Origin of the sequence: Rhodosalinus halophilus (assembly GCF_003298775.1) — a bacterium.
Lineage (GTDB): Bacteria > Pseudomonadota > Alphaproteobacteria > Rhodobacterales > Rhodobacteraceae > Rhodosalinus > Rhodosalinus halophilus.
In genome coordinates this window covers 163,851-187,240 of record NZ_QNTQ01000008.1, presented here as the reverse complement: position 1 = coordinate 187,240, position 23,390 = coordinate 163,851, and the positions used below count along the sequence as shown (strand labels likewise).

The following is a 23,390-nucleotide window of genomic DNA, read 5'->3' as shown; positions in this document are numbered from 1 at the left end:
CCGCGTGCTAGATGAAAGGTCGAGCACGACAGGAGCCCTGCAGCCCATGCGCGATCTCAGCGACCCCACCCTCCGCCACCCGGAAAAGGCCCACCGGCCCGACACGCCACGCCTGCGCAAGCCCGACTGGATCCGGGTCAAGGCCCCGGCGAGCCCTGGCTACAAGGCCACCCGCGACGTGGTGCGTGAACATCGGCTCACCACCGTCTGCGAGGAGGCGGGCTGCCCCAACGTGGGCGAGTGCTGGGCGCAGGGACACGCCACCATGATGATCATGGGCGAGATCTGCACCCGCGGCTGCACCTTCTGCAACGTGGCCACCGGCCGGCCCGACGCGCTGGACGTCTTCGAGCCCGGGCGCGTCGCGGATGCGGTGCAGAAGCTCGGCCTCAATCACGTGGTGATCACGAGCGTGGACCGCGACGACCTCGAGGACGGCGGCGCCGCGCATTTCGCGCAGACCATCCGCGCCATCCGCCATCGCGCGCCGGGAACCACCATCGAGATCCTGACGCCGGACTTCCTGCGCTGCGGCCCCGAGGCGCTGGAGACCGTGGTCGCGGCGAAGCCGGATGTCTTCAACCACAACCTCGAGACGGTGCCGGCCCTCTACACCGAGGTGCGGCCGGGTGCGCGCTACTTCCACTCGCTGCGCCTGCTCCAGCGGGTCAAGGAGCTGGATCCGGCGATCTTCACCAAGTCCGGCCTGATGGTGGGGCTGGGCGAGACCCGGCCGCAGGTGCTGCAGGTGATGGACGACATGCGCTCGGCCGACGTCGATTTCCTTACCATCGGGCAATACCTTCAGCCGACGTCCAAGCACCACGCGGTGGACCGCTACGTCACCCCCGAGGAATTCGCCGCCTACGAGAAGGCCGCCTGGGGCAAGGGGTTCCTCATGGTCTCGGCCACGCCGCTCACGCGGTCGAGCTACCATGCCGGCGAGGATTTCGAGCGTCTGCGCGAGAACCGGCACCGCGCGCTCGCGGGCGGCTGAGGCGCGCGCTGCGGCCGCCGCGCGCGCGGCGCGCGGCGGCGAGATGGGTATTTGAGGACCATTGAAAGAGTGGCCGTCGGGGCTGCGCCGCGGGCGCGGAGCCCTGACGGGGCGCGCACGCCTTGGCGTGGGTGACCCGAAGCGTCGGCGGCGCAGGGCCGCGCGATGGGCAATTCCCTTCTGGAAACGCGCGCTGCCCCGCGGTAAGCAGGAAGTCCGAGCCGCAGGAGAGTGACGATGACGGAGTGGGTAAAGTCGGGCTGGCGGACGAAGCCGCGGGTGCAGATGCCGGACTGGCCGGATGCAGAGGCCTTGACGGCCGCCGAGGCGCAGCTCGCCAAGTATCCGCCGCTCGTCTTCGCGGGCGAGGCGCGCCGGCTCAAGCAGCATCTGGGCGAGGCCGCGCGGGGCGAGGCCTTTCTGCTGCAGGGCGGCGACTGCGCGGAGAGCTTCGACCAGTTCAGCGCCGACACCATCCGCGACACCTTCAAGGTAATGCTGCAGATGGCGGTGGTGCTGACCTATGCCGCCAAGGTGCCCGTCGTGAAAGTGGGGCGCATGGCGGGCCAGTTCGCCAAGCCGCGCTCGTCCCCGGTCGAGGTGATGGACGGGGTGGAGCTGCCCGCCTATCGCGGCGACATCATCAACGACCTGGCCTTCACGCCGGAGGCGCGTCTGCCCGACCCGCGGCGCATGCTGCAGGCCTACACCCAGGCCGCCGCCACGCTGAACCTGCTGCGCGCCTTCTCGACGGGCGGCTATGCCGACGTGCATCAGGTGCACCAGTGGACGCTGGGCTTCACCGAGGGCGAGAAGGCCGCGCGCTACCGCGCGATGGCGTCGCGGATTTCCGACACGCTCGATTTCATCAAGGCGGCCGGCGTGACCGGCGATCAGGCGCATTCCCTGCAGACGGTTGAGTTCTACACCAGCCACGAGGCGCTGCTGCTGGAATACGAGGAGGCGCTCTGCCGGCAGGATTCGACCTCCGGCAAGTGGCTGGCGGGCTCGGGGCACATGATCTGGATCGGCGACCGCACGCGCCAGCCCGACGGCGCGCATGTCGAATTCGCGCGCGGCGTGCTGAATCCCATCGGCCTCAAGTGCGGGCCGAGCATGGAAGTGGACGACCTCAAGCGCCTCCTCGCGCTCCTCAACCCCGAGAACGAGGCCGGGCGGCTCACGCTGATCGCGCGCTTCGGCGCGGGCAAGGCGGGCGAGCACCTGCCGAAGCTCATCCGCGCGGTCGAGGAGGAGGGCGCCGAGGTGCTCTGGGTCTGCGACCCGATGCACGGCAACACCATCAAGTCCGACAGCGGCTACAAGACACGGCCCTTCGATGCGGTGCTGCGCGAGGTGCGCGAGTTCTTCGCCGTCCACGCGGCCGAGGGCACGATCCCCGGCGGCGTGCATTTCGAGATGACGGGACAGGACGTGACCGAATGCACCGGCGGGGTGCGCGCGGTGACCGAGGCCGACCTGCATTCGCGCTATCACACCGCCTGCGACCCGCGGCTGAACGCGAGCCAGGCGCTGGAACTCGCCTTCCTCGTCTCGGAGGAGCTCACGCAGCTGCGCGACCCGGCCCGGAGCACCAGGGCCGTCTGAGGCCCCGCTCAGTCGTCCGTGTTCGAGACGACCACCCGCAGATGCGGGGCCTTGTGCGCGCGGCGATCGGCGACGTCGAAGGGGCGCGCGGGCTCCGCGAAGCCCTGCGCGGCGGGGGCGGGCGCCTTCTCGGCGACTCCGGGGAGCGGCCGCAGGTGGGTCTCGAGGATCGAGAGCCGCCGCGGCGTGCGGCCGATCCGCCCCTCGGTCTCCAGGCAGCCCAGCGCGCGGCTGATCTCGCCCGCATCGCTGCGCAGGGGCAGCAGAAGAAGCCGCCCCTCCAGCGCGTGCCGCCCCAGACCCGCGGGCGCAGAGAGGGCGAGTTCGGCCACCGCAGGGCGCTCCAGAACCTCCCGGAGCGCCTCGCCGAGCGCGTCGCGGCTCTGCGCCTCGAAGAGCACGGAGAGCGGCATGCCGCGCACCTCGGCGCCCGCGAGGTCGCAAAGATGCCGCCCCGCGATGCGCAGACGGCCGTGGCGCGGCGAGATGCGCTCGAGGATGAAGGCGTATTCCAGCGCGTCCTCGATGCCGCGCGGGTCCACGTCGCCGCGTGCAGGCACCGACCCGCCGTCGCGCAGCGCCTCCCAGTAACTTTCCACCAGTCTTTGGGCGCGGAATCGCCGCGCCTCCCTGAACCGCGCCATCTGGATCACCTTTCCGATGGACTGCCTCTGTGCGTTGCGCTCCCCTGCACCAGCCCGCTCCGGCATGGCCTCGCCTCCGTTCCGGACGCCCCCAGACCTCGGAGCGCGGCTTGCAGGCCGCGCCTCAAGGTTTCTTTCACAATGGTTACCCGCGGATTAATTTCGCAGGCTTCGCACCGAATTGAAAAGGAATTCGGAAGGTCTGGTTAACCGCGAGGGGTTGCCCCGGCGGCTTCGGATGGCATAGCTGGCCCGGTCGGGAGAGGGAGGGATCTGGTGATCCGGTCGATGACGGCGTTCGCCGCCGGGAAGGGCGCGGCGCACGGGCAGGCCTGGAGCTGGGACTTGCGGGCGGTGAACGGGCGCGGTCTCGACCTGAGGCTGCGCCTGCCCGAGGGCATCGAGGGGCTGGAAGCGGCCCTGCGCGCCCGGCTGCAGGAGGTGGCGAGCCGCGGCAGCCTCACGCTCAACCTGCGCCTCGAGCGCAGGGCGGAGGCCGAGGCGGTCGATCTCGACGCCGGCCGCCTCGACGCGGTCCTGCGCGCCGTCGGCGCGGTGCAGGCGCGCGCGGCGGCGCAGGGCCTCGATCTCGCGCCGGTGCGCGCCACCGACCTGATGGCGATGCGCGGCGTGCTGACCGAGGGCGGCGGCACGGCGGATGCGGCCGCGCTGCGCGCGGCGCTGATCGCGGATTTCGAGCCGCTGCTCGAGGACTTCCTCGCCATGCGGGCATCCGAAGGCCGGACGCTCGACGCGGCGATCCGGCGCGAGATCGACCTCGTCGAGCGGCTGACGGGCGAGGCCGCCGCTGCGGCCGGGGACCGCGAGGCGGCGGCGGCCGAGGCGCTGCGGGCGGCGCTCGCGCGGCTGCGCGGCGCCGCGGAGATCGACGAGACGCGCATCGCGCAGGAGCTCGCGCTGATCGCGGTGAAGTCGGACGTGACCGAGGAACTCGACCGGCTCGCCGCGCATGTCGAAGCGGCGCGGGCGCTGCTCGACGCGGGCGGGCCCGTCGGCCGCAAGCTCGACTTCCTCAGCCAGGAGTTCAACCGCGAGGCCAACACGCTCTGCTCGAAGTCCGGCGACACGGCGCTCACGCGGATCGGGCTGGAGATCAAGGCGGCGGTGGACCGGATGCGCGAGCAGGTTCAGAACGTGGAGTGAGCGACATGGCGACGCGGCGCGGCCTTCTGATCATCCTCTCCTCGCCCTCGGGCGCGGGCAAGTCCACGCTGGCGCGGCGCCTGCGCGACTGGGATCCCTCGATCGTGTTTTCGGTCTCCGCCACGACGCGGCCGCCGCGCGCGGGCGAGGTGGACGGCCAGGATTACCGCTTCATGGATGAGGGCGCGTTCAAGGCCCAGGTGGCGCAGGGCGAGATGCTCGAGCACGCGCATGTCTTCGGCCATTTCTACGGCTCGCCCCGCGCGCCCGTCGAGGCGGCGATCGACGCGGGCCGCGACGTGCTCTTCGACATCGACTGGCAGGGCGCGCAGCAGATCCGCAACTCGGCGCTCGGCGTGCATACGCTGTCGATCTTCCTGCTGCCGCCCTCGATCCGCGAGTTGCGGCGCCGGCTCGAGACGCGCGCCAAGGACGCGCCCGAGACGATCGCCAAGCGGATGCAGCGCAGCTGGGACGAGATCAGCCACTGGGACGGCTACGACTTCGTGCTCGTCAACGACGATCTCGACGCGACCGAGGAGAAGCTGCGCGTGATCGTGACCGCCACCCGCCTGCGCCGGCTCCAGCAGCCGGGGCTGACCGAACATGTCCGGCGCCTGCAGGCCGAATTCGAGGAGACGACATGACGCTCTACGCACTGGACGGCATCGCCCCCGAGATCGCCGAGGACACCTGGGTCGCCCCCGACGCCAACCTGATCGGCCGCGTGATCCTGGAAGAGGGCGCCTCGGTCTGGTTCGGCTGCACGCTGCGGGGCGACAACGAGCCGATCACCGTGGGCGCGGGCAGCAACCTGCAGGAGAACTGCGTCGCCCACACCGACATGGGCTATCCGCTGGTGATCGGGCCGGGCTGCACCATCGGGCACAAGGTCATGCTGCACGGCTGCACGATCGGGGAGAACGCGCTGATCGGCATGGGCGCCATCGTGCTCAACGGGGCCAGGATCGGCAGGAACTGCCTGATCGGGGCGGGTGCGCTGATCACCGAAGGCAAGGAGATCCCCGACGGCAGCCTGGTGATGGGCGCGCCGGGCAAGGTGGTGCGGGCGCTGGACGACGCGGCCATCGAGGGGCTGCGGTGGTCCGCGCGGCATTACCAGGAGAACATGCGGCGTTATCGGGCGGGCCTGACGGCGGTGTGAAGGGCGCGCAGGGCAGGGGGGCTGTCTGCCCCCCTCGGCGGCTTTCGCCGCCTCACCCCCCGAGGATATTTCGATCCAAGAAGAAGGACCGGGCGGGCCCGGGCAGGTGTGGGATGGCGGAACAGAGACCGGGGCTGATGCGGCCGTTTCCGGTGACCACGGGGGTGAGCGCGCCGGTGGCGGCGCCGATCCAGCCCTCGGTGGTCTATGCGGCACAGACGCCGGATGCGCTCGACGCGCAGTACGAGGGACGCGCGGAGGGTCACACCTATGCGCGGGAGGGGCATCCGAACGCCGCGGCGCTGGCCGCGCGGATCGCAGCGATGGAGGGCTGCGACGCCGGGATCGTCACCGGCTCGGGCATGGCCGCCGTGGCGGCGGCGCTGATGGGTCTTCTGAAGGCGGGCGACCATGTGGTGGGCAGCGACCAGCTTTACGGGCGGTCGCTGCGGATGCTGCGGGAGGAGCTGCCGCGGATCGGCGTCGAGGTCAGCCTCGCCGACGCCACCCGCGCGGAGGCGCTGGCCGCGGCGCTCCGGCCCGAGACGCGGATGATCCTGATCGAGACCGTGTCGAACCCGATGCTGCGGGTCGCCGATCTGGAGGGGATCGCGGCGCGGGCGCGCGGCGTGTTGCTGGCGGTGGACAACACTTTCACCACGCCGCGCGCGCTCCGGCCCTTCGAACATGGCGCGGACATAGTGATCCATTCGGTGACGAAGCTGCTCGCGGGGCATGCCGACGCCACGCTGGGCTGGGTGGGGGCGCGCGATGCGGGCCTGGCGGAGCGAATGGAGAGCTTCGCCGTGACGCTGGGACTCACGGCCAGTCCCTTCGACTGCTGGCTGGCCGAGCGCGGGCTTCTCACCTTCGAGCTGCGCTATGACCGGGCGGAGGCCACCGCGGCGGCGCTTTCCGACCGCATCGAGGGGATGCCCGGCGTGACCCGCGTGCTCTATCCGGGGCGTGCGGATCATCCCGACGGCCTGCGCGCCGCGGCGCTGCTCGCGGGGCGGTTCTGCAACATGGTGACCTTCGAGATCGCCGGCGGGCGCGCCGCGGCCAACGCCTTCGCGCGCGCGGCCGGCGACGCCGGGCTGCCGATGGCGCCCACGCTGGGCGACGCGGGCAGCACCCTGTCGCACCCGGCGAGCTCGTCGCACCGCGGCCTCACGCCAGAGGGGCGCGCGGCTTTGGGGATCTCGGAGGGCACCTTCCGTCTGTCGGTGGGGCTGGAGGCGCCCGAGGCGCTCGCCGGGGCCCTGCTGCGGGGCGCGGAGGCCGCGGCGGCGGCGTGAGGCCGCTTTACAAGCGCTCCGGGCTCTGAAATCTAACGGCGCCGTAGCCTGGGCCTTCGGCCCGACGGAGGGCGGCGCGCCGCCGCCGAGGACCGCATGTCGCAGCCTGTCGTCGCTTCGCTTCTTGCCGCGCTGCCGATGCCGGCCGTGGCGATCGGCGCGAACGAGCGGATCGAGGCGGCCAATCCGGCCGCCACGCGTCTTCTGGGCGCGGGGCTCGAGGGGCGGCATTTCATCACGGCCCTGCGCCAGCCCGCGCTGCTCGACGCGATCGAGGCCAGCCTGCGGGACGGGGGGACGCGGCAGGCGGAGTTCCTGACGAACGATCGCGGGCAGGACGTGGCCTTTCGCGTGACGGTGGCGCCCGCGCTCCTGCGCGAGGGGGCGATGCAGGGGCGCGGCGTGCTGGTCTGCTTCGAGGACGTGACCCCGGTGGAGAAGGCGGGGCGGATGCGCCGCGACTTCGTCGCCAACGTCAGCCACGAGCTGCGCACGCCGCTCACGGCGCTGATGGGCTTCATCGAGACGCTCAAGGGCCCGGCGCGGCAGGATCCCGAGGCGCAGGCCCGGTTCCTCGCGATCATGGAGGCCGAGGCAGGGCGGATGAACCGACTGGTGGGCGATCTGCTGTCGCTGAGCCGGGTGGAGGCGGACGAGCGGGTTCGTCCCTCGGAGCGTGTGGCCCTGGGCAGTCTGCTGCGTTCGACGCTGAACGGGCTGGCGCCGCTGGCCGCCGAGGCGGGGGTGGATCTGCGCGACGAGCTGCCGGAGGGGCAGGAGGGGCCCGAGGTGCCGGGCGACGCGGACCAGTTGCGGCAGGTCTTCACCAACCTGATCGAGAACGCGATCAAGTACGGCGGGCGGGGCTGCACGGTGCGGCTGTCGATGCAGCCGCCGGCCTACGAGCCGCGGTTGCGCGCGACGGGGGTCTGCGTGCGCGTGGCCGACACGGGGCCGGGGATCGCAGAGATCCACCTGCCTCGGCTGACGGAGCGGTTCTATCGCGTGGACAGCCACCGCTCGCGCGAGATGGGGGGCACGGGCCTGGGGCTCGCCATCGTCAAGCACATCGTCAACCGGCATCGCGGGCGGCTGCGAATCGACAGCACGCCGGGCGAGGGCACCACCTTCAGCGTGATTCTGCCCGTGGACTGAGGCCCGGCGCGACTGGTCGCGGCGTCTTACGTCGCGAGAGCCTGCGCGGAATCGTTGAGAATCCCGGGCTGTCATGAAACTGTTACATCACTGTCACAAAAGCATTGCCGGGGCCGCATAGGCGGCAGGCGGAGATCGCAGCTGCCGCGATCCGAAACCGAACCTGGGAGTATTCCATGACCTTCGTGAAACTGTCCGCCTCCGCGCTGGCGATCGCCGCCGTTTCGGCCTCTGCCGCCGCCGCGCGCGACAACGTGCAGATCGCCGGTTCCTCGACCGTGCTGCCCTATGCCTCGATCGTGGCGGAGGCCTTCGGCGAGAACTTCGAATACCCGACCCCGGTCGTCGAATCGGGCGGCTCCTCGGCCGGTCTCAAGCGCTTCTGCGAGGGCGTGGGCGAGAACACCATCGACATCGCCAACGCCAGCCGCGCCATCCGCGAGGGCGAGATCGAGACCTGCGCCGAGAACGGCGTGACCGACATCATCGAGGTTCGCATCGGCTATGACGGCATCGTCTTCGCCAGCCAGATCGACGGCCCGGCCTTCAACGCCTTCGAACCCGCCGACTGGTACCGCGCCATGGCCGCCGAAATGCCGATGGACGGCGAGATGGTCGAGAACCCGAACGACACCTGGGCCGACGTGAACGCCGATCTGCCGGACGTCGAGATCGCGGCCTACATCCCGGGCACCAAGCACGGCACGCGCGAGGTCTTCGAGGAGAAGGTCCTGCTGCAGGGCTGCGAGGACACCGGCGCGATGGCCGCCATGGAAGAGATGGGCATGGATGAGGACGCCATCGAGGACGCCTGCATGGCGGTGCGCGCCGACGGCAAGGCCGTGGACATCGACGGCGACTACACCGAGACGCTCGCGCGCATCGACGCCAACCCCGAGGGCATCGGCGTCTTCGGCCTCGCGTTCTACGAGAACAACACCGACAAGCTGAAGGTCGCCACCATGGGCGGCGTCGAGCCCACCGTGGACACCATCGCCAGCGGCGAATACCCCGTGTCGCGCCCGCTCTTCTTCTACATTAAGAAGGCGCATATCGGCGTGATCCCGGGGCTCAAGGACTATGCGCAGTTCTTCGTCTCGGACGAGATCGCCGGCCCCTACGGCCCGCTCGCGCAGTACGGCCTCGTGTCGGACCCGGAACTGGGCGCCACCCAGGAGAAGGTCGCCAACGAAGTGACCATGGGCGAGAGCATGTAATCGCCTGAGCGGGGGCGGCCGCAGCGCCGCCCCCCATCCCGCGCCCGGGCGCGGCCAAGACCCGGGACCGGATTGGACGGAGCGATCATGGACGTCTTCTGGCTTGTCCTGACGGTGCTGGGGCTCGCGGTCCTGGGCTACTGGCTCGGCCGGACGCGCGCGTTGCGCAGCGTCGCAGGCGACAGCCGCTACCTGCACTCGCTGCCCAGCTACTACGGCACGAACGTCGCGCTGATGACCCTCGTGCCCGCCTTTTTCGTCATGATCGCCTGGCTGCTGATCCAGCCGCTGATCATCAACGACACGGTCGCCGACATGATCCCCGAGCGCGCGGCGCAGGGGGCGGGCGAGCTCAGCCTCGTGATGAGCGACGTGCGCCGCGTGGCCGCGGGCCTCGACGCCGCGGTGGAGCAGGGCGCGCTGACCGAGGAAGAGGCGGCTTCGATCCGCGCCGAGTTCACGGATATCCGCGCGCGCCTGGGCGAGATCGGCGTGGCGCTGGGGCAGGAGGTCAGCGCCTCGACGCTGCGCGCGGCGCAGGTCTATCGCTCGATGACAGCGAGCGGCAGTTTCTGGATGTCGGTCGTGGTCCTGCTGCTCGCGGGCGGAGGCTTCGCCACGGCGCTGATGCGCACCGACAAGGACTTCCGCGCGCGCAACGTGGTGGAAAGCGGTGTCCTGGCGATCCTCTTTCTCGCCGCGTCCATCGCGATCCTGACGACGCTGGGGATCGTGCTGTCGCTGATCTTCAACACGGTGGAGTTCTTCCGGCTCTATCCGATCGACGACTTCTTCTTCGGCCTCACCTGGAGCCCCAGCTTCGGCGGCGGCTCCGAGCTGGGCGTGATCCCGCTTCTGTGGGGCACCTTCTACATCTCGCTGATCGCGCTGGCGGTGGCGGTGCCCATCGGGCTCTTCTCGGCGGTCTATCTGTCGGAGTACGCGCCCAAGCCGGTGCGCGCCTTCGCCAAGCCTCTGCTGGAGGTGCTCGCCGGCATCCCGACCATCGTCTACGGTCTCTTCGCCCTGCTGACGGTCGGGCCCTTCCTGCAATCGGTCTTCGGCGACGACACGGTGGGCTGGATGCAGTCGGCCAGCTCGGTGATGACCGCGGGGCTGGTCATGGGCATCATGCTGATCCCCTTCGTCAGCTCGCTCTCCGACGACATCATCAACGCGGTGCCGCAGGCGATGCGCGACGGCTCTTACGGGCTGGGCGCCACGCAGTCCGAGACTGTGCGCCAGGTGATCCTGCCCGCCGCGCTGCCGGGCATCGTGGGGGCGATCCTGCTCGCCGCCTCGCGGGCCATCGGCGAGACCATGATCGTGGTCTTCGGGGCAGGGGCGGCGGCGCGGCTCTCGCTCAACCCGTTCGAGGCGATGACGACCGTCACCGCGAAGATCGTGAGCCAGCTCACCGGCGACGCGGACTTCTCTTCGCCCGAGGTGCTGGTGGCCTTCGCGCTGGGAATGACGCTCTTCGTCATCACGCTCTGCCTGAACGTGCTCGCCCTCTACATCGTGCGCAAATACCGGGAGCAGTACGAATGACCGACGCAACGGCCCCCGCCCCCGCGGCGCCCGCCGCCGGCGGCAAGCGCCGCTCGCTGCTCGAGGTCGACGAGCGCACGCGCCGCCGCAACGCGGCCGAGGCGCGCTTCCGCCTCTACGGGATCGTCGCGATCAGCGTGGGCCTGCTGTTCCTTCTGCTGCTGCTGGGCTCGATCCTCTTCAACGGGTTGAGCGCCTTCCAGCAGACCTTCGTGCAGGTGCCCGTCTATCTCGACCCCGAGCGGCTGGACCCCGAGGGCAACCGCGATCCCGAGGAGATGCGCGGCGTCACCACCTTCGGCTACAAGCCGCTGCTCAACGAGGCCGTTTACGAGAAGGTGCAGTCCCTCGGGATCGAGACGCCGCTGCCCGAACCCGCGATGGCCCCGCTGCTTTCGGACGGGGCGGCGACGACGGTGCGCAGCTTCGTGCTCGAGAACCCCGACCGCCTGGGCGAGACGGTCGAGTTCGACCTTCTGGCGAGCAGCCGGGTGGACGGCTACTTCAAGGGCCGCGTGACGCGCGACAGCATCGCGCGCGACCGCTTCATCGACGCGGCGCACCTCGACCTCGCCGACGCGATGAACGAGGCGGGCACGATGGGCAAGCAGTTCAACCTGTCCTTCATCACCGGCACGGACGCCTCGGACAACCGGCCCGAGCAGGCGGGGATGGGGGTGAGCATGATCGGCAGCTTCTTCATGATGCTCGTGGTGCTGATCCTCGCGCTGCCGATCGGGGTGGCCGCCTCGATCTACCTCGAGGAGTTCGCGCCGCAGAACCGGATCACGGACTTCATCGAGGTCAACATCTCGAACCTGGCCGCGGTGCCCTCGATCGTCTTCGGCATCCTGGGGCTCGCCGTCTTCATCCAGTTCATGCACCTGCCGCAGTCGGCGCCGCTGGTGGGGGGGCTCGTGCTGACCCTGATGACGCTGCCCACGATCATCATCTCGACGCGGGCCTCGCTCAAGGCGGTGCCGCCCTCGATCCGCGACGCGGCGCTTGGGGTCGGGGCCTCCAAGATGCAGTCGGTGTTCCATCACGTCCTGCCGCTCGCGATGCCGGGGATTCTCACCGGCACGATCATCGGCCTCGCGCAGGCTCTGGGCGAGACCGCGCCGCTCCTGCTGATCGGCATGGTGGGATTCATCGCCTCGAACTATCCCGACGGGGTTGCAGCGGGCTTTCTGGACCCCAACTCGGCGATGCCCGCGCAGATCTACGAATGGGCCAAGCGCGCGGACCCGGCCTTCTACGAGCGGGCCTGGGGCGGGATCATCGTGCTGCTGGCGTTCCTCATGACCATGAACATCATCGCCATCATTCTTCGCCGCCGCTTTGAGCGCCGCTGGTAAGGAGCTAGACAGATGTACGACGCCCCAACCGCAGCGGAGCAAGCCTTGCAGCAGCACGACATCAAGATCTCGTCCCGCAACGTGCAGGTCTATTACGGCGACACGCACGCCATAAAAGACGTGGACGTGGACATCGAAGACAAGACGGTGACCGCCTTTATCGGCCCCTCGGGCTGCGGCAAGTCCACCTTCCTGCGATGCCTCAACCGGATGAACGACACCATCGACGTCGCCCGCGTCGAGGGCGAGATCCTGCTCGATGGCGAGAACATCTACGACAAGAAGGTGGATCCGGTGCAGCTGCGCGCCCGGGTCGGCATGGTCTTCCAGAAGCCCAACCCCTTCCCGAAGTCGATCTACGACAATGTCGCCTACGGGCCGAGAATTCACGGCATGGCCAAGAACAGGGCGGATCTCGACGAGATCGTCGAGCGCGCGCTGCGCCGCGCCGCGCTCTGGGACGAGGTCAAGGACCGGATGAGCGCGCCCGGCACCGGGCTTTCGGGCGGGCAGCAGCAGCGGCTGTGCATCGCGCGCGCCGTGGCCACCGAGCCCGAGGTGCTTCTGATGGACGAGCCGGCCTCGGCCCTCGATCCCATCGCGACGAGCCAGATCGAGGAGCTCATCGACGAGCTGCGGCGCAACTATGCCGTGGTGATCGTGACCCACTCGATGCAGCAGGCCGCGCGCGTCAGCCAGAAGACCGCCTTTTTCCACCTCGGCAACCTGGTGGAATACGACGACACCTCGAAGATCTTCACCAACCCCGAAGATCCGAGGACCGAAAGCTACATCACCGGCCGGATCGGATGACCAGCGACATGCAAGAATCCCCCCACATCCTCTCGGTCTACGACCGGGATCTCGAGGCCATTCAGGCACGCATCATGAAGATGGGCGGTCTGGTCGAATCCGCGATCCAGAAGTCGGCCAGTTCGCTCGAGATGCGCGACGAGGCCCTGGCCGAAGAGGTGCGCCAGGGCGACATCGTCATCGACGATCTCGAGGAGCAGATCAACGAGGAGACGGCGCGCCTGATCGCGCTGCGCGCGCCCACGGCGGTCGATCTGCGCATGATCCTGTCGGTGATGAAGATCGCCGGCAACCTCGAGCGGATCGGCGACCTGTCCAAGAACATGGCCAAGCGCACCGGTGTGCTGATCCAGATGCAGACCATCCCCGGCGCGCCCGCCGCGCTGCGGCGCATGGCGCGCGAGGTCGAGCTGATGCTCAAGGACGCGCTCGACGCCTACATTCAGCGCGACGAACGCCTGGCGCAGGACGTGATCCAGCGCGACGCGGACGTGGACCAGATGTACAACGCCACCTTCCGCGAGTTCCTCACCTTCATGATGGAGGATCCGCGCAACATCACGGCCTGCATGCATCTGCATTTCATCGCCAAGAACATCGAGCGCATGGGCGATCACGTCACCTCGATCGCCGAGCAGGTCATCTTCCTCGTCAGCGGCGAAACCCCGCGCGAGCAGCGACCCAAGGCCGACAAGACCTCGCTCGACCCGAAGCTTTCTCCCGATGTCGACGAGGCCGGAGACTGAGATCATGGCGGCCGATCAGCCTGTCGTTCTGGTGGTCGAGGACGAGCACGCGCAGCGCGAGGTGCTCGCCTACAATCTCGAGGCGGAAGGCTTCCGCGTCGCCCATGCCGTCAACGGCGAAGAGGCCCTGCTGCTGGTCGACGAGGAGGCGCCCGATCTGGTCGTGCTCGACTGGATGCTGCCCAATGTCTCCGGCATCGAGGTCTGCCGGCAGATCAAGTCGCGGCCCGAGACGCGCGGCGTGCCGATCATCATGCTCTCGGCGCGTACCGAGGAGGTTGACCGCGTCCGCGGGCTCGAGACGGGGGCGGACGACTACGTCGTGAAGCCCTATTCGGTGGTCGAACTGATGGCGCGCGTGCGGGCGCAGCTCCGCCGAACCCGGCCCGCAGCGGTCGGCCAGCAACTGGTCTACGAGGACATTCTGCTCGACTCCGAGACTCATAAGGTCTTTCGCGCGGAACAGCCGCTCAAGCTCGGCCCGACCGAATTCCGTCTGCTGGCCACCTTCATGGAGAAGCCGGGCCGCGTCTGGACGCGCGAACAGTTGCTCGACCGGGTCTGGGGGCGGGACATCTATGTGGATACCCGCACGGTCGACGTGCATATCGGGCGGCTGCGCAAGGCGCTGTGCCAGCACGGGGGGAGCGACCCTTTGCGCACCGTGCGCGGCGCGGGTTACGCGCTCGGCTGAAATGCTCTTGAATCAGCGCGTTATGCCGCACTTCTGACGTCGGACTCTTGCACGCATCGAGCCCTTGCAGCGTCCACCATTGGAGTGCTCTGATGCCCTGCGGACAGCGGCCGGAGGGCGCGGTGACGAACCTGTGGGAAAGCAGCGCGGTCGAGCGCTTCTCGGCGCCGCCGCTCGAGGACGACATATCGGCCGATCTCGCGGTCATCGGGGGCGGATACACGGGACTCTCCGCCGCGCTGCACGCCGCGGAAGGTGGGGCGCGGGTCGTGCTTCTGGAAGCCGAGCGCATCGGCGCCGGCGGGTCGGGCCGCAACGTCGGGCTGGTCAACGCCGGCCTCTGGCTGCCGCCCGAGGATATCGTCGCCGCGCTCGGCGAGACGGAGGGCAGGGCGCTGAACGCGGCGCTGGGGCAGGGGCCGGATCGGGTCTTCGAGCTTGTCGAACGGCACGGCATCGCCTGCGAACCGACGCGCGCCGGAACGCTGCACTGCGCGCATGCCCCCGCCGCCATGGCCGACCTGCGCCGGCGCCACGACCAGGGGCGTGCGGCAGGCGCGCCGGTCACGCTGCTCGACGCATCGGAGGCCCAGGCCCGGACGGGCAGCGCCGCCGTGCACGGCGCGCTGCATGACGCGCGGGCGGGCACGATCCAGCCGCTGGCTTATGCGCGGGGTCTGGCCCGAGCGGCGGCCGAGGCCGGCGCGCGCCTTCACGAAGGTGCGCAAGTCACCGAAACCGAATACGAAAACGGCATCTGGCGGCTTGTCACGGGATCGGGTGGCCGGGTCCGGGCGCGGCATCTTCTCTTCGCCACGAACGGCTATCATCGCCCGCCGCGCGGCGGCGCGCTGCCGCGGGTGGCGACGCTGCACTTCTTCCAGCTCGCCACCGAGCCGCTGCCCGAGGATCGGATCGCGGAGATTCTGCCCGCAGGCGAAGGCGCATGGGATACGGGGACCGTGATGACCGCCTTCCGCCGGGATGCGGCCGGCCGCCTGATCCTGGGCGGCATGGGGCGGCCCGAGGGCCTGGCGCGTCGCCTGCACCTTGGCTGGGCGCGGCGCAAACTGGCTGCGCTTTTTCCGGCGCTCGCGGGTGTGTCCTTCGCGCATGAATGGACCGGCCGCATCGCCGTTACAGACGATCACGCGCCGAAGGTGCTGCGGACCGGCCGGAACGCGCTCGCCGTCTTCGGCTACTCGGGCCGCGGGATCGCGCCGGGCACGGTGCTCGGGCGCGCGGCGGCCGAGGCGCTGCTCGAGGACCGACCCGATGCGCTGCCGCTGGCGCCGCGCGATGCCTATGCAGACCGGACGCCGGGTCTGCGCAGCGCGATCTACGATGCGGGGGCGGCGGCCTGGCATCTCTTGGCGGCGCGCTGAAGGCTCGGTCACCGAAGTCCATAAGTCGCATAATCAATATTATGTTAAATATGGATGTGCCCGGCGGCGGTCGGAGCCACCGGCAAATGCCGTCGGCTGCGTGGGACTTCTGCCGCAGCCTTGGCCCGCCGCCCGCTTCGGGCGGTCGCGTGCTGGACAGATCGTGCAGACCGTGGCTAAGCAGCAGTTCAGCAAATCCGGAGCCTGCATGCCGCGCGTCCTGATCCTCAACGGTCCGAACCTCAACCGCCTCGGGCAGCGGGAGCCGGATGTCTATGGTCGCGTCACGCTGGCCGAGATCGAGCGGATGTGCCGCGCGCACGGCGCGACGCACGGCATCGAGATCGACACGCTGCAGAGCAACCACGAAGGCGCGCTGATCGACGCGATTCACGGCGCGGCGGAGACCGCCGACGGGATCCTGCTCAACGCCGGCGCCTACACGCATACGTCGGTTGCCCTGCATGACGCGATCGCCTCGGTGCCGTTGCCGGTGATCGAGGTGCACCTGTCGAACGTCCACGCGCGCGAAGCCTTCCGCCACCACTCCTGCATCGCGCCGGCGGTGCTGGGACAGATCGCGGGTTTCGGCGCGGCGAGCTACCTTCTCGCGCTCGATGCGCTGCGCCTGCACTGGGAGTCGCAAAGCGCATGAGCGACATGCTGCGTGATTATCTCACCGCGCTCGTCGAGGCGAAGAGCGTCGAGGAGCTCTGGGCGATGCATTGCGCGAAGATGGCCGACTACGGCTTCGACCGGCTTCTCTACGGTTTCACCTACTACCGCAGCCGCGAATCACTCGGCGATCCGGCGGATTTCGTTCTACTTACGAATCACGACCGGGCCTATACGGACGTCTTCATCGGCGAAGGGCTCTATTTCGACGCGCCGATGGTGCATTGGGCGCTGGAGAACGAGGGAGCGTGCAGCTGGTCGATCCTGTCCGAGATGCAGGCGCGCGGGGCGCTGACGGCCGCCGCGCGCCGCGTGATGGAATTCAATCGCTCGATGGGCATCACCGCCGGTTACACGGTCAGTTTCAGGGCCGCCAGCTGGCGCTCGAAAGGCGCGATCGCGCTGACCGCCCGGGCGGGCGTGAGCCAGCAGGACGTCGACCAGATCTGGGCCGAGCATGGCGCCGATCTCGCCCTGATGAACGACATCGCGCACCTCAAAATCCTGACCCTTCCCAAGAGCTTCGCGGGCCGCAAGCTGACCCTGCGTCAACGGGAGGTCCTGGGCTGGGCCGGCGAGGGCAAGCACGTCCAGGACATCGCCAAGATCCTCGGCCTGACCCCCGCGACGGTCGAAAAGCACCTGCGGCTGGCGCGCGAGGCCCTGGATGCCGACACGACCGCACAGGCCGTGCTCAAGGCCGCCTTCCAGAACCAGGTCTTCGTCCTTGGCGCCTGACGCCGGCGGCCTCGGAAGCGGCTGGCGGACCACAGAGAATCAGAGAGTTTTAACCGCAAGGTAAGGATTTCCCGACTTCCGTCAGGGCAACATTCGTGCTTGAATATACGAGTTCCGTGAGTGGTGGCTGATGTTTTCCAGCCGGGAACGTGAAGGGGGCCGCATCTCCGTGATTTCGGGGCGCTGCGGTTCCCGCCCCGGGGGCCCTCGGGGGAAGTCCTCTCCGTCGCACGGAGGCGACTTCGAGACAAGGATCGGTCCCGCCTCATCCCCAAAATTGGGACCGGTCTTGGAAACGGTGCCGCTTCCCGGCGGCACCGTTTCGCTTTTCACGGCCCCCGCCGGGCGGCGGACGGCGGGTCCGTCCGAGCCGCCCCTCAGAGCGACGAAGGACCGCGCCTCGGCGGCGCGGTCCCCGATGGGTGCGGCGGGGTGGCCTGTCAGCCCTGGGCGGCCTTGGCCACCTCCGCGGCGAAGTCCTCCGCCTCGCGCTCGATCCCCTCGCCCACGGCCATGCGGACATAGGCCACGACCTCGGCGCCCGCCTCTTCGGCGGCCTGGGCCACGGTCTTGTCGGGATCGACCACGAAGGCCTGCCCCAGGAGCGTGACCTCGCCGAGGAATTTCTTCATCCGGCCCTCGATCATCTTCTCGATGACCTGCTCCGGCTTGCCCGATTCGCGCGCCTGCTCGGTCAGCACGTTGCGCTCGCGCTCGAGCAGCGCCGGGTCGAGCTCGGCCTCGTTGAGCGCCTGCGGCGAGGCCGCGGCGATATGCATCGCGACTTTCCTGCCGAAGGCCTCGTCGCCGCCCTTCATCGCCACGAGCACGCCGATCTGGCCCATGCCCGGCGCGGCCGCGTTGTGAACGTAGGAGGCCACGACCGGCCCCTCCACCTTCGCCATGCGGCGCAGGGTCATGTTCTCGCCGATGGTGGCGATCTTGTCGGTCAGGGTATCGGCCACCGACTTGCCGCCGAGATCCGCGGCGCTGAGCGCCTCGAGATCATCCGCCTCCATCGCCTTGTCCGCGACCTGCGAGACGAAGTCCTGGAATTCGGCGTTCTTGGCGACGAAATCCGTCTCGGAGTTGACCTCGACCGCGACGCCCTTGCCGTCCGCGACCTTGACCGCGACGAGGCCCTCGGCCGCCGTGCGGCCCGACTTCTTCGCGGCCTTGGCGAGACCCTTGGTCCGCAGCCAGTCGATGGCCGCCTGCATATCGCCGTCGGTCTCGGTCAGCGCCTTCTTGGCATCCATCATGCCGGCGCCGGTCATTTCACGCAGCTCCTTCACCTGCTTTGCGGTGATTGCCATCTCGGGCTCTCCTTCGAATGGTGCGGCAGCGGCCTAGCCGCGCCGCGTATCAGTGATGTGTCAGGCGCGCGGGCGCCCTGCCCCGGGTTCAGCTCTGGGCCTGCTCCTCCGCGGGCGCGCCCTCGGCCGTTTGCTCGCCTTCGGCGACCGCCTCCTCGACCGGCGTCTCGGCCAGCGCGCCGACATCGACGCCCGCTGCGCCCAGCTGCGCCGACATGCCGTCGAGCGCAGCGCGGCTCGCCAGATCGCAGTAGAGCGCGATGGCGCGCGCGGCGTCGTCGTTGCCGGGGATCACGTAGTCCACGCCCTCGGGCGAGCAGTTGGTGTCCACCACGGCGACGACCGGGATGCCGAGCTTGTTGGCCTCGGTGACGGCCAGCGCCTCCTTCTTCACGTCGATGACGAAGAGCATGTCCGGCAGGCCGCCCATCTCGCGGATGCCGCCCAGCGAGGCCTGCAGCTTGGCCTGCTCGCGCTCCATGCCCAGCCGCTCCTTCTTGGTCAGACCGGCGAAGCCCTGCTCGGCCATCTCGTCGATTTCCTTGAGGCGCTGGATCGACCGGCTGACCGTCTGCCAGTTGGTGAGCGTGCCGCCCAGCCAGCGGTGGTTCATGTAGTACTGCGCGCATTTCTCGGCCGCCTCGGCGATCGGGCGCTGCGCCTGCCGCTTTGTGCCGACGAAAAGCACGCGGCCGTTCTTGGCCACTGTCTCGCGGACGGCGTTGAGCGCGGCGTCCAGCATCGGCACCGTCTGCGTCAGGTCGATGATGTGGATGCCGTTGCGCGCGCCGTAGATGAATTCGGCCATGCGCGGGTTCCAGCGCTGGGTCTGGTGGCCGAAATGCACGCCGGCTTCGAGAAGCTGACGCAGGGAGAACTCGGGAAGAGCCATGTCGCGTATCCTTTCCGGTTTGCGCCTTGGCAGGGGAATTGAAGGCCTTCGCCTCAACCGGTGGACGGCGCAGGGATGTCTCCCCTGCCCGCCCGGCCCCTGCCTGCGGGATGAGTGCCGCGCACATAGACGCTCGATCCCGCGCGCGCAAGAGGGAACGCGATGCGCCTGCCGCTTGCACGCCGGCCGCCGGCGCGCCATGAGAGGCCCATGACCACCGCCGCGCGTCCCGACATCCTCTGCATCGGTTCGGTCCTGTGGGATCTGATCGGCCGCACGCCCGCGGCCATGCCGCCCGGCGCGGACGTGCCGGGCCGGATCTCGCGGGTGCCGGGGGGCGTCGCGCTCAACATCGCGGCCACGCTCGCGCAGCTGGGCCTGCGCCCTGCCCTGCTTTCCGCGGTCGGCCGCGACACCGAGGGCGAGGCGCTCGTGGCCGCCTGCGCGGCGATGGGGCTCGACACCGCGCATCTCTACCGCTCCGAGGATCTGCCTACCGACCGCTACATGGCGATCGAGGGCGCGGGCGGGCTCGTGGCCGCCATCGCCGACGCACATTCGCTCGAGGCCGCGGGCGCGCGCATCCTGCGCCCGCTGACCGAGGGGCCGCTCGGCACGCCGGAGGCGCCCTGGCAGGGGCCCGTGGCGCTCGACGGCAACCTTACGCTCACGCTCCTCGAGGAGATCGCGACCCATCCCGCCTTCGCCCGCGCCGATCTGCGCGTGGCGCCTGCCTCGCCCGGCAAGGCCGAGCGCCTCATGCCCTTCCTCCGGCACGGCCGCGCCACGCTCTACGTCAACCGGACCGAGGCGGAGCTGCTGACCGGCCGGTCCCTCGACAGCGCCGAGGCGGCCGTGCGCGCCCTGCTCGAGCGCGGCGCGCAGCGCGCCGTGGTGACCGACGGCGGCCGCCCGGCCTGCTCCGGCTCGGCCGAGGGGCTTGTCGCGGCGATGCCGCCGCAGGTGCTCGTCGCCCGCGTGACCGGCGCGGGCGACGCCTTCATGGCCGCGCATGTCGCGGCCGAATTGCGCGGCGCGGCGCCCGCCGCCGCCCTCGACGGGGCACTCGCCGCGGCCGCGACGCATGTCTCGGGCGAGGTGCCGGCATGAGCGGTCCCGTTCTCGCCCCGGAGGTGTCCGAGGCGCTGGCCGCCGGTCGCCCGGTGGTCGCGCTCGAAAGCACGATCATCAGCCACGGCCTGCCCTGGCCCGACAATCTGGACCTCGCCCGTGCCGTGGAAGAGGAGGTGCGCGCGGGCGGCGCCGTGCCGGCCACCATCGCGGTGATCGACGGAACCCTGCGTGCCGGCCTGGACGCCGAGGCGCTCGAGCGGCTCGCCCGGGCGGAGGGAATCGCCAAGCTCTCGCGCGCCGATCTGGCCGTCTGCATCGCGCGCGGCGGAACCGGCGCCACCACGGTCGCGGCCACCATGATCGCCGCGGCACGCGCCGGCATCGCCGTCTTCGCCACCGGAGGGATCGGCGGCGTGCACCGGGGTGCGGAGCGCAGCTTCGACGTCTCCGCCGACCTGCAGGAGCTCGCCCAGACCCCGGTGACGGTGGTGGCCTCCGGCGCGAAGGCAATCCTGGACCTGCCCAAGACGCTGGAGATGCTCGAGACCCTCGGTGTGCCGGTCATCGCCTATGGCCAGAGCGGCTTTCCGGCCTTCTGGGCGCGCGAGAGCGGCCTCGCCGCCCCGCTGCGGATGGACGCGCCCGCAGAGATCGCCCGCGCCCATCTGACGCGCGCCGGGCTCGGCCTCCCCGGCGGGCAGCTCGTCGCCAATCCGATCCCGGCCGAGGCCGAGATCCCGCTCGACGAACTGGAAGGCCTCATCGCGCAGGCGCAGAGGGAGGCGGAGGCCGCGGGCGCCACCGGCAAGGCCGTGACCCCTGCCCTGCTCGACCGCCTGCGCGCGCTCACGCAGGGCCGCACGCTCGCGGCCAACGCGGCGCTGGTGCGGGCGAACGCGCGGCTGGGCGCCGCCGTTGCACAGGAGATCGCCAGACAGCGCGCAGAGGGCGCGCCGCCGCGTGCCGGGCCATTGTAGAGCGTCCCGCTTGCCCCTACCTTCTACGCGGCGACCGCCGACAGCGGCACGGGGACGATGAACGCACCCAGACAGGACAATCCGCCCTCGCCACGCAAGCCGGGCCTGCTGGCCGGTCTGAGGGCGAGCTTCATCACCGGGATCGTGGTGATCGCGCCGGTGGGACTGACCGTCTGGCTGATCTGGACCGTGATCGGCTGGATCGACAGCTTCGTGCTGCCCTTCGTGCCCAACGCCTACCAGCCCGAGCAGATCTTCAAGCAGATCTTCGGCCCCGAGACCGAGGTCAACATCCGCGGGCTCGGCGTGGTCTTCTTCCTGCTCTTCACCGTCTTCGTCGGCTGGGTGGCCAAGGGCGTGATCGGGCGCGCGCTGATCCGCTGGGGCGAGCATCTGGTGGACCGGATGCCCGTCGTCCGGTCGATCTATTCGGGCGTCAAGCAGATCGCCGAGACCGTCTTCGCCCAGTCCGAGCGCAGCTTCGAGAAGGCGTGTCTCATCCAGTATCCGCGCAAGGGCATCTGGGCGATCGGCTTCATCTCGACCGAGGCCCGCGGCGAGGTCTCGGCCAAGGCCGAGACCGGCGGCGACCTGCTGTCGGTCTTCGTGCCCACCACGCCCAACCCGACCTCGGGCTTCCTGCTGTTCTTCCCGCGCGAGGACGTGATCGAACTCGACATGTCGATCGAGGACGCGGCCAAGCTGGTGATCTCCGCGGGGCTCGTCTATCCGAACCCCCGCGATCCCGCCGGCCCGCCGGTGGTGGTCGGCCCGCCGCGCGCCGCGGAATGAACCCTCAGCCGTAAAGCGCCGCCAGATCGACCGTCTGCCGGACGTTCAGATCCTGCCCGTGCGCGTCGAGAAAGGCGTCCCCCGCCGTCCGGCCCGCCTCGAAGAGCTCGCCAATCACGCTCGGCAGCGGCACCAGCTTGGTGGCCACCGAGAGCCGGTTCATCAGCCCGTCGTCCGAGATCATGTGCACCAGGACGCGCTTCATCGCGCCCTCCGGCATGCGGTGCGCGTCGATCAGGCGCTGCACGAAGGCGATCGCGCGCAGCTCGCGCAGCAGCGAGGAGTTGAAGCTGATCTCGTTGATCCGGTTCTGGATCTCCTGCGGCGTCACCGGCACCGAGTCGCGCTCGAGCGGGTTGATGTTGACCACGACGATGTCGTCGGGCAGCTCGGGCGCGAAAAGCGGGAAGAGCGCCGGATTGCCGGTGTAGCCGCCGTCCCAGTAGTGCTCGGTCTCCCCTGTCTCCGGATCGGCGATCGGAACCGCCTGGAAGAGCGTGGGCAGGCAGGCCGAGGCGAGGATCGCCTCCGGTCCGATGTCTCCGCCCGAAAACACCCGCACCTTGCCCGTGCGCACGTTGGTCGCGCAGACGAAGAAGGCCGGCCCTTCCTCGGCGCAGACCTCGCCGTAGTTGAACCCCTCCGCGACAGGCTGCAGCGGATTGCGGTAGAAGGGCCCGTAGGCATAGGGCGACACCGCGCGCGAGAGCGCGTCGGCGGCCGAGAAGGCCGGCGAATAGGCCAGCGTCTTCGCCAGGATCCCCGGATCCGGCAGGAAGCCCGCCATCCAGGCCGGCATGCGCATGTCCCCCGCCGCGCCGATCCGGCCCCAGAGCTCGGCCAGCACCTCGCGCGCGCGACCCGGGCCGCCCTCGATCAGCCCCGATTTCAGCGCAGCGCCGTTCAGCGCCCCCGCCGAGGTGCCCGAGATGCCGGCGATCTCGAGGCCGTCCTCCTCCAGCATCCGGTCGAGCACCCCCCAGGTGAAGGCGCCGTGCGCGCCCCCGCCCTGCAGCGCGAGATTGATGCGCCGGACCTCGGCCATCCGCGGGTTCCTTCTTCTTGGCCCAAATATCCTCGGGGGGTGAGGCGGCGCGAGCCGCCGAGGGGGGCAGACAGCCCCCCTCTCCC

General features: G+C 69.9%; 23 protein-coding genes. 19 read left to right on the top strand and 4 right to left on the bottom strand.

The genetic code is table 11. From position 1 onward, the window contains the following. The first annotated feature begins 46 nt into the window (after positions 1 to 46). Both lipA and DRV85_RS10315 read left to right on the top strand, forming a co-directional pair. Positions 47 to 997, top strand: a complete 951-nt coding sequence (lipA, locus tag DRV85_RS10320) for a lipoyl synthase (protein WP_113289375.1) — start codon at positions 47 to 49, stop codon at positions 995 to 997. Positions 998 to 1,234: 237 nt separating this feature from the next. Next, positions 1,235 to 2,605, top strand: coding sequence for a class II 3-deoxy-7-phosphoheptulonate synthase (locus DRV85_RS10315; RefSeq protein ID WP_113289374.1), 1,371 nt, complete (start codon positions 1,235 to 1,237; stop codon positions 2,603 to 2,605). Positions 2,606 to 2,613: 8 nt separating this feature from the next. Here the strand turns inward: DRV85_RS10315 and DRV85_RS10310 are convergent, their stop codons facing one another. Continuing rightward, positions 2,614 to 3,249, bottom strand: coding sequence for a PAS domain-containing protein (locus tag DRV85_RS10310; RefSeq protein WP_233495467.1), 636 nt, complete (start codon positions 3,247 to 3,249; stop codon positions 2,614 to 2,616). Positions 3,250 to 3,525: 276 nt separating this feature from the next. Here DRV85_RS10310 and DRV85_RS10305 point away from each other — a divergent pair, with 276 nt between their 5' ends. The 14 genes from DRV85_RS10305 (at position 3,526) to DRV85_RS10240 (ending at position 17,208) form a co-directional block, all read left to right on the top strand. Next, positions 3,526 to 4,413: a YicC/YloC family endoribonuclease gene (locus tag DRV85_RS10305; RefSeq protein ID WP_113289372.1), complete on the top strand. Its 888-nt coding sequence runs from the start codon at positions 3,526 to 3,528 to the stop codon at positions 4,411 to 4,413. Between the two features lie 5 nt (positions 4,414 to 4,418). Further along, positions 4,419 to 5,060: a guanylate kinase gene (gmk, locus tag DRV85_RS10300; protein WP_113289371.1), complete on the top strand. Its 642-nt coding sequence runs from the start codon at positions 4,419 to 4,421 to the stop codon at positions 5,058 to 5,060. Beyond that, a complete protein-coding gene (locus DRV85_RS10295) occupies positions 5,057 to 5,578 on the top strand; it encodes a gamma carbonic anhydrase family protein (RefSeq protein ID WP_113289370.1) in 522 nt (173 codons plus the stop codon). Before gmk ends, DRV85_RS10295 begins: the two co-directional genes overlap by 4 nt. Before the next feature lie 113 nt (positions 5,579 to 5,691). Then, complete coding sequence (locus DRV85_RS10290; RefSeq protein WP_113289369.1) at positions 5,692 to 6,876, top strand: trans-sulfuration enzyme family protein; 1,185 nt, start codon at positions 5,692 to 5,694, stop codon at positions 6,874 to 6,876. Between the two features lie 96 nt (positions 6,877 to 6,972). Continuing rightward, entirely contained in the window at positions 6,973 to 8,031 is a 1,059-nt protein-coding gene (locus tag DRV85_RS10285) for an ATP-binding protein (RefSeq protein ID WP_113289368.1), read from the top strand. Between the two features lie 176 nt (positions 8,032 to 8,207). Continuing rightward, the gene (locus tag DRV85_RS10280) at positions 8,208 to 9,248 is read left to right on the top strand and encodes a substrate-binding domain-containing protein (protein WP_113289367.1); all 1,041 of its coding nucleotides are present in this window, start codon (positions 8,208 to 8,210) and stop codon (positions 9,246 to 9,248) included. An 87-nt stretch (positions 9,249 to 9,335) separates the two neighbouring features. Further along, positions 9,336 to 10,799 (top strand): phosphate ABC transporter permease subunit PstC, encoded by a 1,464-nt coding sequence (gene pstC / locus DRV85_RS10275; RefSeq protein WP_113289366.1) that lies wholly within the window; start codon positions 9,336 to 9,338, stop codon positions 10,797 to 10,799. Next, entirely contained in the window at positions 10,796 to 12,157 is a 1,362-nt protein-coding gene (gene pstA, locus DRV85_RS10270) for a phosphate ABC transporter permease PstA (RefSeq protein ID WP_113289365.1), read from the top strand. The genes pstC and pstA overlap by 4 nt, the downstream gene beginning before the upstream one ends. A 12-nt stretch (positions 12,158 to 12,169) precedes the next feature. Further along, positions 12,170 to 12,970 (top strand): phosphate ABC transporter ATP-binding protein PstB, encoded by an 801-nt coding sequence (pstB, locus tag DRV85_RS10265; protein ID WP_113289364.1) that lies wholly within the window; start codon positions 12,170 to 12,172, stop codon positions 12,968 to 12,970. A gap of 8 nt (positions 12,971 to 12,978) precedes the next feature. Beyond that, the gene (phoU, locus tag DRV85_RS10260) at positions 12,979 to 13,716 is read left to right on the top strand and encodes a phosphate signaling complex protein PhoU (protein WP_113289507.1); all 738 of its coding nucleotides are present in this window, start codon (positions 12,979 to 12,981) and stop codon (positions 13,714 to 13,716) included. Between the two features lie 4 nt (positions 13,717 to 13,720). Further along, the gene (phoB, locus tag DRV85_RS10255) at positions 13,721 to 14,410 is read left to right on the top strand and encodes a phosphate regulon transcriptional regulator PhoB (RefSeq protein WP_113289506.1); all 690 of its coding nucleotides are present in this window, start codon (positions 13,721 to 13,723) and stop codon (positions 14,408 to 14,410) included. A gap of 92 nt (positions 14,411 to 14,502) precedes the next feature. After that, positions 14,503 to 15,795, top strand: a complete 1,293-nt coding sequence (locus DRV85_RS10250) for an NAD(P)/FAD-dependent oxidoreductase (RefSeq protein WP_113289363.1) — start codon at positions 14,503 to 14,505, stop codon at positions 15,793 to 15,795. Positions 15,796 to 16,003: 208 nt separating this feature from the next. After that, complete coding sequence (gene aroQ, locus DRV85_RS10245; protein WP_113289362.1) at positions 16,004 to 16,450, top strand: type II 3-dehydroquinate dehydratase; 447 nt, start codon at positions 16,004 to 16,006, stop codon at positions 16,448 to 16,450. Next, positions 16,447 to 17,208 carry a LuxR family transcriptional regulator gene (locus tag DRV85_RS10240; RefSeq protein ID WP_233495466.1) on the top strand — a complete coding sequence of 254 codons (762 nt, stop codon included), beginning with the start codon at positions 16,447 to 16,449 and terminating at the stop codon, positions 17,206 to 17,208. Before aroQ ends, DRV85_RS10240 begins: the two co-directional genes overlap by 4 nt. A 440-nt stretch (positions 17,209 to 17,648) precedes the next feature. On the opposite strand, the gene tsf is transcribed toward DRV85_RS10240, so the two are convergent. Beyond that, complete coding sequence (tsf, locus tag DRV85_RS10235; RefSeq protein ID WP_113289360.1) at positions 17,649 to 18,524, bottom strand: translation elongation factor Ts; 876 nt, start codon at positions 18,522 to 18,524, stop codon at positions 17,649 to 17,651. A gap of 88 nt (positions 18,525 to 18,612) precedes the next feature. Further along, entirely contained in the window at positions 18,613 to 19,416 is an 804-nt protein-coding gene (gene rpsB / locus DRV85_RS10230) for a 30S ribosomal protein S2 (protein WP_113289359.1), read from the bottom strand. 210 nt (positions 19,417 to 19,626) lie between these two features. Between rpsB and DRV85_RS10225 the strand changes: the two genes are divergently transcribed. The 3 genes from DRV85_RS10225 to DRV85_RS10215 are packed head-to-tail and all read left to right on the top strand — an operon-like array spanning position 19,627 to position 22,259. Then, complete coding sequence (locus DRV85_RS10225; RefSeq protein ID WP_113289505.1) at positions 19,627 to 20,526, top strand: PfkB family carbohydrate kinase; 900 nt, start codon at positions 19,627 to 19,629, stop codon at positions 20,524 to 20,526. Next, positions 20,523 to 21,467, top strand: a complete 945-nt coding sequence (locus DRV85_RS10220) for a pseudouridine-5'-phosphate glycosidase (protein ID WP_113289358.1) — start codon at positions 20,523 to 20,525, stop codon at positions 21,465 to 21,467. Before DRV85_RS10225 ends, DRV85_RS10220 begins: the two co-directional genes overlap by 4 nt. 57 nt (positions 21,468 to 21,524) lie before the next feature. Next, the gene (locus DRV85_RS10215; RefSeq protein WP_113289357.1) at positions 21,525 to 22,259 is read left to right on the top strand and encodes a DUF502 domain-containing protein; all 735 of its coding nucleotides are present in this window, start codon (positions 21,525 to 21,527) and stop codon (positions 22,257 to 22,259) included. 4 nt (positions 22,260 to 22,263) lie between these two features. Here DRV85_RS10215 and DRV85_RS10210 read toward each other — a convergent pair whose 3' ends face one another. Further along, positions 22,264 to 23,304 (bottom strand): patatin-like phospholipase family protein, encoded by a 1,041-nt coding sequence (locus DRV85_RS10210; protein ID WP_113289356.1) that lies wholly within the window; start codon positions 23,302 to 23,304, stop codon positions 22,264 to 22,266. Positions 23,305 to 23,390 lie beyond the last annotated feature (86 nt).